Origin of the sequence: Anaeromonas frigoriresistens, from assembly GCF_016820655.1 — a bacterium.
GTDB classification, from domain to species: Bacteria; Bacillota; Clostridia; order Tissierellales; family SIT17; genus Anaeromonas; species Anaeromonas frigoriresistens.
In genome coordinates this window covers 1-15,584 of the sequence record NZ_WSFT01000020.1, presented here as the reverse complement: position 1 = coordinate 15,584, position 15,584 = coordinate 1, and the positions used below count along the sequence as shown (strand labels likewise).

Below are 15,584 nucleotides of genomic sequence, written 5' to 3'. Positions count from 1 at the left end.
ATAACTTTATCATTATAATATACATCTGCTTTGATTTCTTTAAGAGCCAATCGAGGATCTTCTACTGAACTATTAAATATCTGAATTTCATATTCTATTTTTTTATTTTCTTTATATTCTTTAGGCCATACCATCAAAGATAATCTCTTATTAAAATTTCCTAATAGTTCTATGGATGCAAGTTCTTCAATTATCATTTCTTCATCATTTTCTATAATTATTTGTACATCATAATTATAAGAATAAGATAGTACTAATTCATCTTTATATTTTAAACCTGTATCATTAGTTAATTCTACTTTTTCACTACTATTCTCGTTTCCTTGTATTGAATAGATTAAATATGGAGTAGAGTTATTTTTTAATTTATTAAATTCAATCTCTATTTCTACGTTAGCTTTTTCATAATTATTATTTATATTTTCTATAAAGTAATCATGGGATCCAATTAGTTTTTCTTTCTCATTGATCTTATGTAATTCTTCCCTAATATAGTTTAATTCTTGAGCTTGATCATCTAATCTTTGCCCCATATAGTATAGTTCTGATTCTATATCTCTAAATGAAGATAATTTAGTTATTGTATAAAAGTTAGTAAATAGCAATACAATTAATATCCCAATTAATACTCTAATTATCTTTTGTGACATCTTCTCTCCCCTTTTTTCAATATATTATATATTTAATTCTATTTTTTTACAAAAACTCCTTCAATTAGAACTTTACAAATTATTAATTTAATATGTTAAGAAACTCAGTAATAGATAGCTATGAATCTTCATCTAATGAATAATATTCAACTAGTTTATTGCTCTTTACAAATCTCTGTTAATAAATATAATCAAGAATGGACAACTATAAAATGGAACTTTTTTAAATAGTCTGTCGTCTAAGTAGTAAATCCTAAAAAAATAAGGAGTGGTATATATGAATAAAATTATTAAAATACTTGTGATAATATACTTAATTGTTGGATTATCCACTAATGTTTTTGCTAGCTTAGATGAAGATGAGACCAGAACACTAAAAAAAGAAGAAATATCAACTAACGGAGATGTAATCGATAATGAATTGATTGAAAGACATAGAGAGGTTGATAAGTATATATTTGAAACACATATTAAAGATTTTGAAGAAAGAGGAATTACTGTAGTTACTACTGGAATTAATCCTATTACTCAATATATAGATATAGGAATCATACCTTACAATGAAGAAAATGCCAGTTATGTTTATGATGCTTTAGGGAAAGACAAAATAAAAGTCATCGAAGGACAGAAGGTTAGAACTTTAGAGATGACAACAACTTCAAATAAAGATTCTGAAATATCAAAAGCAGAAACTTCTAATGAAGAGCCCATTAAACATAATTCTGGAATTAGTGTTTTTTTCAAAAAGATATGGAAATGGATTAAAGAAATATTTTAAATTTAAACAAATATAGCAATACAAAAGAGATAGGAATATTCCTACCTCTTTTGTATTGCTTACTCAGTGTCTATCTCTTTACTTTTTCAACTTTTCCAATAACCCCTTATACACTATCATCCTTTGATTAGAGGGGAGAGCATTTATTCTATCTATTATAAGCTCAGCTAGTGCTTCTGCAAATACTTCTTTGCATTTTTCATCATTTTCAATATTGAGTACTACATCTATCTTGTTACACATTTTGTCCTCTCCCCTTTCTAAAGGATATTGTTAGATGAGGTTGTACTATTCTACACAAATCCCATATATCTAGTAAATTTTCTCTTAAATCTTTTAATTAATCATTTTAGACTCCAAAAACAGCATATGATGTAATATTAGCTTATTATTTCATTAATGGAGGTGACGGTCATTTCTACTATAGCTATTTATGCTCGTAAATCGAAATTTACTGGAAAAGGTGAATCTACTGAAAACCAAGTAAAATTATGTAAAGAGTATGCCTATAATCATTTTCAAGTTGGAGAAATAATTCTATATGAGGATGAAGGCTATTCTGGAGGTAATACCGACCGGCCTAAGTACAAAGAGATGATGGAAGCTTCGAATAAGAAAAAGTTTGACGTTATAATATGTTATCGTCTAGATCGTATTAGTAGAAATATAGCTGACTTTACCTCTCTTATAGAAACTCTTCTAGATAATAATATTGACTTTGTATCAATAAGAGAGCAATTTGATACCTCTACCCCTATGGGAAGAGCTATGATGTACATATCCTCAGTCTTTGCTCAATTAGAACGTGAAACTATAGCTGAAAGAATCAAAGATAATATGTATGAGTTAGCTAGATCAGGTAGATGGCTAGGGGGTAAAACTCCTATGGGCTATATAAGTAAAGAAGTCTCTTATAAAGATAAGGATGGTATAGAACGAAAAATGTACATATTATCTACAGTAGAAAAAGAATTAAATCAAGTTAAGACATTATATAATAAATATCTTGAATTAGGATCCCTCACGCAATTAGAGAGCTGGACTTTAGAAAATAATATTAAGACTAAGACTGGAAAATACTTTGATAAAAGTATCTTAAAAGTAATACTTAGTAATCCTGTTTATGCTATAGCGGATAAGAATATCTATAAGTACTTCAAAAGTCATGATTCTGATATTGCTGATACTATAGATGAATTTGATGGCAAAAATGGATTAATGGTCTATAATAAGCACGATGAAAGAAAAGGAAATATAGCTAGAAAAGATAAATCAGATTGGATTGTTGCTATAGGTAAACATAAAGGAGTTATCCATTCTAACGATTGGATTAAAGTTCAACAGCAGCTAATTAGAAATAGTAAAAAAGCACCTCGTTCTGGTACCAGTGAAGTAGGTCTGCTAACTCCCCTACTTACTTGTAAAAATTGTGGTTCTAAAATGAGAGTTATTACCTCTAGAAAAAATAACAAAGTTTATTACTACTACAAATGCCTTTTAAAAGAAAGATCAAGAAGTACTAAATGTAATACCAAAAACCTTAATGGTAGAAAAGCTGATAAATATGTTATTGATAAGATAAAAGAACTAGGTTCTTTAGATATAGATGTTTATGAGTATCTAAAAAAAATGGAAAGTAGAATTATAGAATCCTCTCCAGATGATAAGTCTCAGAAAGAAGAATTGATAGATGAATTGGAAAGATATAAGAAGTCAGTAAGTAATCTTACCCTTCAACTTGCAGAAAGTAAAGGCTCCAGTGTATCAAAGTATATAATTGAACAGATTGAGAAATTTGATAAGAAGATTAAAGAATTGGAATTAAGGCTGAAAAACATGGAACATGAATCAAAAGTGTTAAATGAAAAAAGAGAGAGAATAGTTGAGTATTTAGAGTTGATAAAACATTTCTCTAATAATGTGGATAACCTGAAATTTAAAGAAAAGAATAAATTATTTGCTAGGATTGTTAAAGTAATATTATGGAATGGTGAAAAATTAAATATAAAAATACAGCAATAAAATATTATATTTTATTGCTGTATTTTTATATTTAAACTAATTTATTTAATATCCTATCTACAAATATAAATCTACTTATTCTCCCTATTAAAAATAATTTTATATTTTGTTGAATATAATTATATACCCCTCATCTCTACTTAATTTAACATACTACACCACCTGATCTTTCATATGACATTTATTTTCCCATATGTCTATAGATTCATCTACATCTCTTTCTACACCTTTTTAAAGGTTTATATCTATGGACAATCAAAACATTTTATAAAATACTTATTCTAATAAATCTAGCTTTCTTATTATTAAATTTAAATATATCACTTCTTTTAGCCACAAAAAATGATTTTGTTACTAGTAACTAATTTTATTTATAGGACGATTTTCTGCATCTATAGTATCCTCTCTTATTATGTCTTATATAATTTTTTGGTGTTAACCATTCTCAATTATATAGTATAAGACTAATTATCAAACTGTCTAATTTCACCAAAAATCTCTTGAAAAACTTCACGATATGGGGATATATCATCCAAGAACAATATTCTAAGATTTTTAATAGCTCTGGAACATGATACATAAAGCAAATTCCTGACTCTTTCGTACTTTTTTTTCTCTTCACCAGCAAGGTTTTGTCTTTGTTGATACTGTTGGAAAAATTTAATAAAATAATTAGGATCTCTTCCAAATCTTTTTTCCATTAGTATTAATACATTATCAAATTCAAGACCTTTTGTTCCATGATAAGTATAATAATTAACTTCACTAACTTGATTGTTTCTTATCAACTTATGCCAATTCTTAAGTTCTTCCATAGGGACATTAAGTAGTTCGTTTATCAGTACTCTCATCTGTTCCACTTCTTCATCTGTATTACGCATTGACCAACTATTTCTAATTACATCAAAGAGTGATTCCTTTGATACGATCTCATTAGGAAACAGACTTGAAATTGCTTCTTTATATAACTCTAATTCCAAACTTTCATATATCTTTATCAATTCATCTATATATTCACCAAACTTCTCTACATCAATACTACTTATAATTTTCAGTACTTCTCTAAGTTGAGATATATTCATTTTTCTCAATACTTTTATAGGAAATATATCACATATGGGCGATTGATTATCCTTCACATTAATAAAATGATCAACAAACTCATAAATTATTCTCTGTGCGTACTGTTAATGGTAAAATAAATTCATCAAAAAAGGGAAAGAAAATCCCTCAGTAATATATTAAAATATCCTCTTTAGTCAAGAATTAAAAGAAAACATTTTTGATTAAAGGAGGAAAGAAAGGTGCTGAGGGAAGCAATGTATACAACAATACAAACCCTTTTTGACAAAGGATATAATAAGACTCAAATAGCTGAAATGTTGGAAATTGATAGAGGAACAGTAAGAAATGTATTAAAGAAAATAGAGAATGGTGAAGAAATAAAGAGAAAAAACGTAGCTTCTATCCTAGATCCATATAAAGAAATAATACATATTAAAATTCAGCAAGAATTAAGTGCAATGAGAATATATCAAGATATATCAGAAGAAACCGGATATACAGGGTCCTATGATACCATTAAGAAATATGTAAAAAAATATAAGGATTCAAATAGTAGAGTATATATGGTTAATACTACTCTTCCTGGAGAAGAAGCTCAAGTAGATTTCGGATATGTAGGTAAAATACCTAACCCTTCGGGTGATATTAAGAAGGCATGGGTCTTCTGTATGATACTTAGTTATTCAAGGTTGATGTATTGTGAAATAGTATTTAATCAAGAAGTAAGAACTTTCATTAAGTGTCATGAAAACGCTTTTAGATATTTTGGAGGAGTTACTGAAACAGTTAAAATAGATAATCTTAAAGCAGCTATACTGGAAGCTAATTTTTATGAACCAATATACCAAAGAGAATATGAAGCATTTAATAAGTATTATGGCTTTTTATCAATACCCTGCAGGGTAAGAACTCCTACAGATAAAGCAAAAATAGAATCGGGAGTTAAATATGTGAAAAATAATTTCTTCAAGGGGCGTAGCTTCAATAGTTATGAAGAATATAAAAAAGGTTTATCTAATTGGCTTGAGAACAGATGTAATAGTAGGATACATGGAACAACAAAAAGAATTCCGAAGGAAGTATTCCAAGAAAAAGAGAAACAAACTCTCCGCTCAATTAACCCTAAAGGATATGATTTTGGAATATGGACTACTAGAAAAGTAAATGTTAATTGTCACATAAGCTATGATAGTAACTTTTATTCAGTTCCATATAAGAATATAGGAGAAGATGTAACATTAAAGATATCCGATAAACTAATTAAAATATATAGTCATTATGAGCTAATTGCTACTCATATAAAAATAGAGGGTAAGGGATTGTTCTCCACCAACAATATCCATTACCCCGAGTATAAAGTAAAAACTAAAACACAACTTCAATATGAGTATAGACAAAAAATGCTTGAAATAGGCCCTAGTGCTTTGGAATTTTTTGATAAAGTTTTAGATAAAAATCAAAATCACTGGGGGAAACCTATATATGGTGTCCTTAAACTTAAAGATAAGTTTGGTAGTGATATAGTTGAAAAGGCGTGTAAAAGGGCGTTAGCCTTCGGCTCTATTAAATATCAAACTCTTAAAAATATATGTGAAAAGGGAATTTATGAGCAACCTACAGATACAGGAGTAAGTCTAATCTCCAAAGCAGAAAATGATATTCATAGACCTCTCTCTGAGTATGCAAACCTCTTAAGTTTGAAGGAGGTGAGATAAAATGAATAATATTACTAAAGATTTGAAGACATTAAAGCTCTCTGGAGTAGCAAAAACCTTTGAAATTAGAAATGAGCAAGCCATAAAAGAAAAATTATCTTACATAGAATTTTTAGAACTTCTATTAGATGATGAAATGTCCAATCGAAAAGATAATAGCTACAGAAAAAGAACTGTAAATGCTAGGTTTCCTTCCATTAAGACGTTAGAAGAGTATGACTTTAACTTTCAACCTAAACTTAACAGGCAAGAAATATATAACCTTGCTACTGGTGAGTATATTAGAAAAAAAGAAAATATAGTATTTATAGGTCCACCAGGTACAGGTAAAACTCATTTATCAGTAAGTCTTGGTGTGAAAGCTCTTCAGCAAGGTTATAAGGTTTTATTCACTTCAGTATCTGAAATGATGGAATCACTTTTCGAAGCTAAAGCAGATAATTCTTATCATCGTAAGCTTAAATATTATTTAACACCAGACTTATTAATATTAGATGAGCTTGGCTTTCGACAACTAAATGAGAATATCGTGGATCTTTTTTACGAGATTATCTCTAAAAGATATGAGACAGGATCAGTGATAATTACTTCAAATAAGCCATTTGATGACTGGGGAAGCATTTTTCATGACAGAATTCTTGCCACTGCAATTCTTGATAGAATTGTGCACCACTGCCATTTAATTTTAATAAAGGGAGATAGTTTTAGAATGAAAGAACAGAAACAAAGGATAAAGCAAAGTTAATTTCTTTATACTGAGGTGGTGGATTTTCCTTCCCTTTTTTGAGGGTTTTTCCTTGACACTAACACGTACCCTAATTTAGATAAATCACTACTAAGTAATTCAGTGTTAAGCTGTTCATATCCTCTACCAACAGAATAACATGGCATTTTACTAACAACATTATAAAAGTTCGGCAACCCAGTTTGTTCTGCCACCAATTTGTTGGTTAGAACAAGACAATTCATCTTATTCTCATAATCAATAGACCAATCTGTCTTACACTTCTCCAACATCACTGATATTTGATCTTTAGAACCTTCATACAACTCAACATTTCCACAGTTACTATCTTCATATATAGAAACCTGATCAATCCCATCTGATCTAATTCTATTTATCACATCAATAACTTCAGATGCTGATCTCCGATTAAACTTTTTTATAATTTGTGTTAGTCCAGAATGAGTTTGAAATAATAAGTTCCCAACTCCTTCTTCATAAACATTCTGTGCCGAATCACCATAGTAACCAATAAAAATTGGATGGCCAATTTTATGAGCTGTTTTAGAAAGCCAATTCATTATCTTTACAATCAAAGGATTTGTATCTTGATATTCATCAATAAAAATATATGGATACATATCAATAACAATACGTCTTAACATGTCATATTGCTCAAACATTTTGCTACCATATTCAATTAGTGTATCATGACTTATTTGCATCTTATCCATTCTATCATTATTAACTCTCGTTGTATATTGAACTTTATTGTATTTTGGATCACCTTCCTCAATTCTCATTAGTGCTTTTTCATATCTCTCAATCTTATAAATTATTGAGACTAATTTTCTAAATGTTCCTATATTATGTAATAAAGCATTAAATCTACTTATTTGAGAACCAAACTCTCTTCTATAATCAGTACTTTTCATATCATAACATCTATAAAATTCTGACTTCAATTGATTCATTAAATCTTTGAAATCCTCTTTTTCCGAATCTGCTAATTCATTAAACTTCTGAAATCTTTCTGAATTAATATCATCCTTCATTTCAGTTACTTCATTTTGTAATTTTCTTTTATGAATTTCCACTAATTCATTTTGATATTTTCCAATCAGATCCCACATTCTTTCATGTATAGTAGAAACTAAAACAATATCAGAGTGTCCTAAACGCTCTTTTAACTCCTCTGTAGCTACATTTGTATAGGTAATGCAAATTATCTGCTGTCCATGTTCAATCAAACGTCTTCCATGATTTCTTATCACGTGCCTAAGACTTTCTCTCAATGCATAAGTCTTTCCAGCCCCAGCGCCAGAATCAAAAATCAGACATTCATTACTATCAATTCTCATGTTTATCTGGGCTTGTATATCTTTTTCTCTTTGAAGGTTTTCACTAGTAATTACTTGGAATGATATATTACTCACCTCCATTCAATTTGGTTTTCAACCAAGATAATCCATGTATAATGTATTGTGGTAATATTGGAATACTTTCATGTGTTTCCTCCTGAAGATATCTGTATAACAGACTATTAGCAAAGTCACTTTTGTTATTGGATAGTTTTCTTTGAAGTTTATAGGTCTGTTCTTTTAGTCCACCTTCATCATTTACTATTTTATTATATGTATTTCTCTTTACTTCCTTTAGCACTTCTTCCAGAATATCATTGTCATGATTTGCCAATATAAATGCTTCTTCAAAACTTGTAGGATACACACCTTTATCTTGACATTGATACACAATTTTCATATTTTCGGTTGGTACATTTAAGCTGATTGTTTCAATTGATTCTCCATTCTCATTGTATTTAATTATCGTCTGATTAGTAGTAACTCGACCATCAACTGATGACATTTTTAAATAATTTTTTTTCTCTTCTTCTTCTCGTTTTATATCTAAGTCTGTTATTATTAATGTTGGTACTCTCAATGCTTGTATTAAATTGTGATAAACAAGACCGTGAGAGCCATTAATATTAAAAACTGTAATATAGTGTTTATTCAACATCTCATCATTATCTAAATGATAGTTCAATAATACTTCTTCTGTAATTCCTTCAACAAAAATAACCGCATCAGAGAAAAAAAGTTCAGAAACTCTATATTTTATATGTTTCTTAAGAAACTCAAAATCTTTCTTGTTTTTTTCTTCATTTTCATCTCCTGGTTCATTTGGAGCAACTAAACCATCTTTTAAACAAACAACTTCCGATTCTTTATTATTGCAAGTTATATAATTTATGTAGTCGAATGAACCACCACTATGTATTTTACTATTTAGTATATGTGATGAATGTGTTGTAATTATCAGCTGACTATTGACATTCTTACTCCTTCCTTCAAGCAAAGTTATAATTGCTTCATTTATACTCTTTATAAAATTTTCTTGCATTTGAGGATGCATGAAAGTTTCTGGTTCTTCTATAGATATTAAGTTTATTTTACTGTTAAAAGAATCTTCCGGATACCTCTCCATATACTCTATAAGATCTGCAATTATCATCATAAGATTAGTATATCCCAAACCAAATTGATTCTCAGGTATAAAAAGATCATTCTCAACATACTCATACCTAACTAGTTTATTAAGCATATCATTAAATGAAATATTTGAGCTAAGACGAACTTTAATATGCTCAGATGACTTAATTTTCCCTACAGATTGATTAATACTATCTGTATGCTCTGAATGTAGTTGTTCAGTGACTGACTTATTAAATGATTCTAAAGTTCCTTTGACACCACTATTCTGCTCAAGTATAGAAGCTCGATACTTAACAATCTTATTAAATGCTTTAGAAAGACAGTTTTCACTAGTAACATTATTAGCTTTAATAGATCGCATTTCAATTAATTGTCTTAACTGAAAATTCTTAACAGGCTCATCACTAGCATTGTAGTATCGAATTTTAAATGGTGTAGATTTTACTAACTTAACATATTTTTCATATTCATTGTGGTCATCTACTATTACTTCATCTAAATTACTTATAAATTCTTCAATATTTTCTGGTTCGTATGTCACACGAATAGTTAACTCAGAATCTTGAGCACTAGCAATTGTTATAAAAGGAACAAGATTGCTAATGAGATCAGTACTATCATCCTCTAATCCAATAACTATTTCAAATTTAATTTTAGGTATAGCAGGAACTATATTGTCTGTAGCCTTGGAAGTTACATAATCATCAAATGTTTTTTTCAAGTAGTTCATATTAATATCAGTAAAACTAAGTCCAGAACTTTTATCTAGTAAATATTCTAGAGCTTTAATAATTGTAGTCTTACCAGTATTGTTCTTCCCAACAATCAATGTAGTAGTTTTTGCAATATTTATACTTTTATTTCTGTTTTCGTTACCTTTAAAACCTCGCGAATCAACAAATCCAACAGCATTGTTACTTTCACCAAATTTTCTAAAATTTTCTAATCGAAAGCTCTTTAAATACACAACTAGTCCCCCTTATTTCTCATCACAACAAATGCTCTATATAATTATTCTTCATAGTAAATTCTATTCCCTTCTTTTTTTCTACTATTTTTCTACTATTTTCCTTATATTTCTTCAATTTTCTTCCATCATTACGTAGACATAGCAGAAGCTATATCTATGGCAGACAAAGTTGTAGTTCTATCTAATAGACCAGCTTATATAAAGGACATCATAGATATCAATCTTACCTGTCCTAATTGTGAGAGAAGTCCTATGAAATCTAGAGAAGCTCCTGAGTTTAAAGATTATTTTAATCAAATATGGAAGGAGCTAGATATTCATGTCAAATAATAATAATTTATCAAAAGAACATGAGAGATATATAAAATCTATAAAGAGAAGAAAACAATACATTAGATTTAGTCAAGTTAGTATACTTGTATTGTTTTTCGGTATATGGGAACTATTAGCTCAATTTGAGTTTATTGATGCATTTTTAACTAGTTACCCTTCTGCAATGTTTAAACTATTTTTTAGATTAGTTAGAGATGGTTCTTTATTTAATCATATAGGTATATCATTGATGGAGAATGTTATTGGTTTTGTTGCTGGAACTATACTAGGTATTCTTATAGCAATATTACTATGGTGGTCTGAGTTTATATCAAAAGTATTAGATCCGTACCTAGTAGTATTAAATAGTTTGCCTAAGACTGCATTAGCCCCTATCATAATTCTATGGGTTGGTGCAGGATACTCGGGAATCATTGTTACTGCTATTTCAGTTTCAATTGTGGTTACCATTATGAATGTATATAATGGGTTTAAGGAAGTAGATCCTGAAAAAGTAAAGATGTTAAAAACCTTTGGTGCTACTAAATTTCAGACCCTTAGAAAAGTTATTCTTCCCTCTAGTGTTCCCGCGATGATTAGTTCTTTAAAGATAAATATTGGTTTATCTTGGGTAGGGGTAATAGTTGGAGAGTTCTTAGTATCTAAAGCTGGAATAGGATATTTGATAGTATATGGTGGTCAAGTATTTAAACTAGATTTAGTTATGATGAGTGTTATGGTATTAGCAATACTGGCTGCAGTGATGTATCAAGGTGTAGCTCTTATAGAGAAGAAATATATGAAGTGGAGACAGTAAAACCAAGTTCATTTGAGCTTGGTTTTTTATTGTATTCATATAGAATCTATTTAGGATAATAAGCTATTTCAATAATGTTTCCTTCTGCATCTTTAAAATGAAAATAGTAATAAGGAACTCTTTTATTTGTGGAATTGTACTAGCCCATCTATCTTTTTAATCTTTCTCATTAAAGATTGATTATTTTATAATTGTATAATACTATTGATATATATTTATTGTTAATAAATATGACATAACTCTCAAGAATTTATTTATATATATAACCTAGTATTTTGGAGAATACGGGATTAGTAGCATATCACTATATGATTCTTAAAAGCATTATTTAAATTATAATACTAGGAGGGAAAGTATGAAAGAAAAAGTATCATATAAAAGACCAATTATGTTTTCAATTCTTTTAGGCTTATTACTAATATTATGTATCACTGTAGCATCTGCAATTGCTGTGGCATTAGAATTAACTGACATAGGAGTATTAGTTGCTCAAGGACTGGCATTTTTATTTGTAGCAATTATTATTACTCTATATATGAAAAATGGAAAGAGATCCTTATCAGAGTTCGGTTTTGAAAAATTGAATATTTCCAAATCAAAAGAAGTTTTATACTACATACCATTACTTGTTATAGCATTAGTCCACCCTCTTATTGGTGGTTTTGATACCGATCTTAAAATAATAGAAGTTTTTATTATTCTTATTTTTGCATTTTTAGTGGGATACACAGAGGAATCTATATTTAGAGGAATTATTAAGAAAAAGCTAGAATTTAAAGGCAAGATTTATTTCATTGTTTTTTCTTCTACATTCTTTGGTATTCTCCATGTAGCAAATGCATTTAGTGGAAAAAATTTAACCTCTGTCATCTTACAAGTAGTAAATGCATTTTTAGTAGGATTAATTCTTTCAACGCTTATAACTATAGTTCATAATATTATTCCATTAATAGCATTTCATTTTCTATATGATGCTCTTGCATTAATGACGAATAGCAGTATTTCTGAGAAAGAGACCTTGGTACTAATAGTATTAACTACCTTGTACACCCTTTATGGAATTTATTTAATATTTAAGTTAAAACAATCATTAAGACTAAGTAAAATACAATTCAAAGATCAAAGAGTATAAAACAATATAATACTTTTTAAAATTCTCCCTCTAAAAACCATAGGGGGTTTTTTAAGTTATAAATATAAAGAAGGCTTACTATTTTTATAATACTTTCAAAGACAATATAAACTATCTATTCTTTGTATCTTTTATAACCTCTTCAGTTACAAGTTTACTACCAAGCAATACTATAGATGCTCCTGTACCACGATGAACAGAACTCCCTACAAAATAAAGATTTTCCACTGTTGGTGATTTTATATGAGGTCTAAAGTAATTTGTTTGAGTAAGAGTATGACTTAAACCAAAGCCTGCTCCTCCATAAGAATTAAATTTTTCTTCTAAGTCTTTAGGCGTAAGATAACTTTCATACACTATCTTTTCTTCTATATCTTCTAATCCTTTAATCTTACAAATAGAGTTTATAACCCTTTGTCTCAAAATGTTTATAGTTTTCTCATCCCAAGTAGTATTATTAAATAAAAGGTTTGGAACACGAACAACAATACTTAAACATTCAATGCCTTCTGTACTCATAGTTTCATCTATACTACTTGAACAATATATATATAATGAAGGATTTTTTGGTAATTTACCTTTGAATGCATTTTCTATATTTTCTTTAAAGTCCTATCCCAAATACATATTATGTACCGTTAGGTCTGGATATTTCTTCTTCAACCCAAGATATATAATAAAAGTTGAACATGAATATTTCATCTCAGATATTTTTTTTGAAGAGTACTTTCCTTTCCATCTATTATCTTTAATAAGTTCATTCATTGCATATGGAAAATCAGCATTACAAATAATAATATCTCCATACTGTTTATTTGTATTTGTTTTAACTCCAATGGCTTTACCTTCAGAAATTAATATTTCTTCTACATTTGTATTATTCTCGATTGTACCACCTAATTCAAAAATAAGACGTTCAAGAGCTTTTATATAGGAATACATTCCTCCTTTAAGGTACCATAGACCATAAATCTGTGATATGGTTGGTACCAGAGTATAAATATTAGGCCCATTATAAGGTGAAATCCCTACATATAGAGATTGAAAACATAGAAATTTACGTAAATTTTCATCTTCAATATATTTTGAAATAAATCTATAAGAATTTGAAAGTGTTCTTAACCTTAAGGCTTGACTTAGAATTTTAGGATTAAAAAAATCTAATGGAGTTCTAAAGGTCCTTTGTAAAAAAAAGTTGTTTGCAATTTGATATTTTTTGTAAACATCACCTAAAAATCTAAGGTATCCATGACAATCATCTATAGAAATTGATTCAAGATTTTCAGATAATTTTGTTATATCAGTAGAAAAATCACGTCTAGTTCCATCACTATAATTAACTCTATATATAGGATCTACACTTAAAAATTCTAAATAATCTCTATAGTCTTTATCTGCATATTCAAATACCTCTTTATATACTTCTGGTGTCATCAAAATTGAAGCAGTTAAATCAAACTTAAAATTATCTGTTTCTATTTGATTTACCTTTCCACCTATATTTTGTTCTTTCTCATAGACCTTTACTGAATATCCTTTACTTAATAACCTAACTGCTGTAGCTAATCCACCTACTCCAGCTCCAATAATTATTACATTTTTACTGATTAGGATCTCCTCCTTATACTATGACCTATTAGTATCTTCTCCTTTTAAAATAAGTTAATACATCTATATCTAGTATCTGATGTAACAATTATTCAAAGTATACAAATACTTTAACAATAGCTCTATAACAAAAATCAATAAATTTAAAGGTATTATCCTATTTCATGTAGAACTTTTTTAATACAACAATAGTAAAATTATATTTAATTAAATCGTAATATATTGACAACTTTAAGCAAGGTAGGATAGGAAATAACAGTTATATCTTGGTACAATTTATACATGGAGGTGCGAAAAATGGATTTTATTCAAAACTTGCAGAGGGCGATTGACTATATGGAAGAAAATATATTGGAACCGATTACCTACGAAGATGTAGCAAAACATGTCTATATGTCCAACTATCATTTTCATAGAACCTTTAGTTTAGTTACTAATATTACAGCAAATAAATATATTAGAAATAGAAGATTATCTATGGCAGGACAAGAACTCTCTATATCGGATGCAAAGGTGATTGATATAGCATTGAAATATGGTTACGATTCCCCAGAAAGTTTTACTAAAGCATTTACAAGATTTCATGGTATATCACCAAATAAAGCAAGGAATGCAGGTACAGAATTAAAATCTTTTAATCCCCTCATAATTAAAATAAAATTGGAAGGTGGTACTGTTATGGACTATAGGATCGAGGAAAGAGAACCATTTAAACTATTAGCTAAAGTTAGAAAATTTAAAAATGAAATAATTTCAGAGGAAGGAAATACTGATATACCAGACTTTTGGAAAGAATCTAGTGAAAATGGAGTGTTTAATGTTCTAAAACAAAAGGCTAGTAATTACGATGTTTATGGAGTTTGTGCCCCCATATCAAAAGAAAGTACACATTTTGATTATGGTATTGGTATGGAATATAGTGGTGATACTGTGCCAGAAGGATATAAAATATGGGAGGTAAAACCTACATTATGGGCTGTATTTAAGTGTATTGGTAAAGATCCTGAATGTATAGGAGAAATATGGGAAAGGATTTTTTCAGAGTTTCTTCCTAGCTCAGAGTATAGCATGCTTGATGATACTGATTTTGAACTTTACTCAGAGAATTTAGGTGAAAATGTATTTTGTGAAATTTGGATTCCTGTAAAGAAGAAGTAAATCATGATTATTAATTTAATCTTAAGAAATCTGCTTCTTATATAATCTACGTAAAATATAAAGGTATAGGCTATGTAAAATGGACCCTATAAAGTAGACAGTTTAAAAAAGAGGCATATTGCCAAACTAAACTGACTC

15 protein-coding genes are annotated in these 15,584 nt (G+C 28.8%); 8 read left to right on the top strand and 7 right to left on the bottom strand.

Annotation, left to right across the window (positions count from 1 at the left end):
* A partial coding sequence (locus tag GOQ27_RS04450) for a hypothetical protein (RefSeq protein ID WP_203365629.1) occupies nt 1-650 on the bottom strand: 650 nt, incomplete at its 3' end.
* Nucleotides 651-927: 277 nt separating this feature from the next.
* On the opposite strand from GOQ27_RS04450, the gene GOQ27_RS04445 reads away from it, so the two are divergent.
* Nucleotides 928-1,428, top strand: a complete 501-nt coding sequence (locus GOQ27_RS04445; protein WP_203365628.1) for a hypothetical protein — start codon at nt 928-930, stop codon at nt 1,426-1,428.
* A gap of 78 nt (nt 1,429-1,506) precedes the next feature.
* Here GOQ27_RS04445 and GOQ27_RS04440 read toward each other — a convergent pair whose 3' ends face one another.
* The gene (locus GOQ27_RS04440; RefSeq protein WP_203365627.1) at nt 1,507-1,671 is read right to left on the bottom strand and encodes a hypothetical protein; all 165 of its coding nucleotides are present in this window, start codon (nt 1,669-1,671) and stop codon (nt 1,507-1,509) included.
* A gap of 156 nt (nt 1,672-1,827) precedes the next feature.
* Between GOQ27_RS04440 and GOQ27_RS04435 the strand changes: the two genes are divergently transcribed.
* Nucleotides 1,828-3,450, top strand: a complete 1,623-nt coding sequence (locus GOQ27_RS04435) for a recombinase family protein (protein WP_203365626.1) — start codon at nt 1,828-1,830, stop codon at nt 3,448-3,450.
* A 464-nt stretch (nt 3,451-3,914) separates the two neighbouring features.
* Here GOQ27_RS04435 and GOQ27_RS04430 read toward each other — a convergent pair whose 3' ends face one another.
* A complete protein-coding gene (locus tag GOQ27_RS04430; RefSeq protein WP_203365625.1) occupies nt 3,915-4,589 on the bottom strand; it encodes a 3'-5' exonuclease in 675 nt (224 codons plus the stop codon).
* A gap of 165 nt (nt 4,590-4,754) precedes the next feature.
* Here GOQ27_RS04430 and istA point away from each other — a divergent pair, with 165 nt between their 5' ends.
* Entirely contained in the window at nt 4,755-6,230 is a 1,476-nt protein-coding gene (gene istA / locus GOQ27_RS04425; RefSeq protein ID WP_203365624.1) for an IS21 family transposase, read from the top strand.
* Nucleotide 6,231: 1 nt separating this feature from the next.
* Nucleotides 6,232-6,975, top strand: a complete 744-nt coding sequence (gene istB, locus GOQ27_RS04420; RefSeq protein ID WP_203365623.1) for an IS21-like element helper ATPase IstB — start codon at nt 6,232-6,234, stop codon at nt 6,973-6,975.
* A gap of 5 nt (nt 6,976-6,980) precedes the next feature.
* On the opposite strand, the gene GOQ27_RS04415 is transcribed toward istB, so the two are convergent.
* Together GOQ27_RS04415 and GOQ27_RS04410 are read right to left on the bottom strand one after the other, a co-directional pair.
* On the bottom strand, nt 6,981-8,390 hold the full coding sequence (locus tag GOQ27_RS04415; RefSeq protein WP_203365622.1) for a UvrD-helicase domain-containing protein: 1,410 nt from the start codon (nt 8,388-8,390) through the stop codon (nt 6,981-6,983).
* Nucleotides 8,383-10,416, bottom strand: a complete 2,034-nt coding sequence (locus GOQ27_RS04410; protein WP_203365621.1) for an ATP-dependent nuclease — start codon at nt 10,414-10,416, stop codon at nt 8,383-8,385. The genes GOQ27_RS04415 and GOQ27_RS04410 overlap by 8 nt, the downstream gene beginning before the upstream one ends.
* Before the next feature lie 159 nt (nt 10,417-10,575).
* Here GOQ27_RS04410 and GOQ27_RS04405 point away from each other — a divergent pair, with 159 nt between their 5' ends.
* The 3 genes from GOQ27_RS04405 to GOQ27_RS04395 all read left to right on the top strand — a co-directional run bounded on the left by GOQ27_RS04405 (nt 10,576) and on the right by GOQ27_RS04395 (nt 12,680).
* Nucleotides 10,576-10,749 carry a sulfonate/nitrate/taurine transporter ATP-binding protein gene (locus GOQ27_RS04405; RefSeq protein ID WP_203365620.1) on the top strand — a complete coding sequence of 58 codons (174 nt, stop codon included), beginning with the start codon at nt 10,576-10,578 and terminating at the stop codon, nt 10,747-10,749.
* Nucleotides 10,739-11,548, top strand: coding sequence for an ABC transporter permease (locus GOQ27_RS04400; RefSeq protein WP_203365619.1), 810 nt, complete (start codon nt 10,739-10,741; stop codon nt 11,546-11,548). Before GOQ27_RS04405 ends, GOQ27_RS04400 begins: the two co-directional genes overlap by 11 nt.
* A gap of 355 nt (nt 11,549-11,903) precedes the next feature.
* On the top strand, nt 11,904-12,680 hold the full coding sequence (locus GOQ27_RS04395; protein WP_203365618.1) for a CPBP family intramembrane glutamic endopeptidase: 777 nt from the start codon (nt 11,904-11,906) through the stop codon (nt 12,678-12,680).
* Between the two features lie 111 nt (nt 12,681-12,791).
* Here the strand turns inward: GOQ27_RS04395 and GOQ27_RS17045 are convergent, their stop codons facing one another.
* Nucleotides 12,792-13,199 carry a phytoene desaturase family protein gene (locus tag GOQ27_RS17045; protein WP_252187745.1) on the bottom strand — a complete coding sequence of 136 codons (408 nt, stop codon included), beginning with the start codon at nt 13,197-13,199 and terminating at the stop codon, nt 12,792-12,794.
* Nucleotides 13,200-13,292: 93 nt separating this feature from the next.
* Complete coding sequence (locus GOQ27_RS17040) at nt 13,293-14,267, bottom strand: phytoene desaturase family protein (protein WP_350445878.1); 975 nt, start codon at nt 14,265-14,267, stop codon at nt 13,293-13,295.
* A gap of 318 nt (nt 14,268-14,585) precedes the next feature.
* Between GOQ27_RS17040 and GOQ27_RS04385 the strand changes: the two genes are divergently transcribed.
* Nucleotides 14,586-15,446 (top strand): AraC family transcriptional regulator, encoded by an 861-nt coding sequence (locus GOQ27_RS04385; protein ID WP_203365617.1) that lies wholly within the window; start codon nt 14,586-14,588, stop codon nt 15,444-15,446.
* Nucleotides 15,447-15,584: the final 138 nt, after the last annotated feature.

Excerpts from the sequence above, each read along its gene's own strand:
- GOQ27_RS04445 (WP_203365628.1), top strand. The coding sequence starts at position 928 with ATGAATAAAATTATTAAAATACTTGTGATAATATACTTAATTGTTGGA.
- GOQ27_RS04440 (WP_203365627.1), bottom strand. The coding sequence starts at position 1,671 with ATGTGTAACAAGATAGATGTAGTACTCAATATTGAAAATGATGAAAAA.
- GOQ27_RS04435 (WP_203365626.1), top strand. The coding sequence starts at position 1,828 with ATGGAGGTGACGGTCATTTCTACTATAGCTATTTATGCTCGTAAATCG.
- istB (WP_203365623.1), top strand. The coding sequence starts at position 6,232 with ATGAATAATATTACTAAAGATTTGAAGACATTAAAGCTCTCTGGAGTA.
- GOQ27_RS04405 (WP_203365620.1), top strand. The coding sequence starts at position 10,576 with ATGGCAGACAAAGTTGTAGTTCTATCTAATAGACCAGCTTATATAAAG.
- GOQ27_RS04400 (WP_203365619.1), top strand. The coding sequence starts at position 10,739 with ATGTCAAATAATAATAATTTATCAAAAGAACATGAGAGATATATAAAA.
- GOQ27_RS04395 (WP_203365618.1), top strand. The coding sequence starts at position 11,904 with ATGAAAGAAAAAGTATCATATAAAAGACCAATTATGTTTTCAATTCTT.
- GOQ27_RS17045 (WP_252187745.1), bottom strand. The coding sequence starts at position 13,199 with ATGAGTACAGAAGGCATTGAATGTTTAAGTATTGTTGTTCGTGTTCCA.
- GOQ27_RS04385 (WP_203365617.1), top strand. The coding sequence starts at position 14,586 with ATGGATTTTATTCAAAACTTGCAGAGGGCGATTGACTATATGGAAGAA.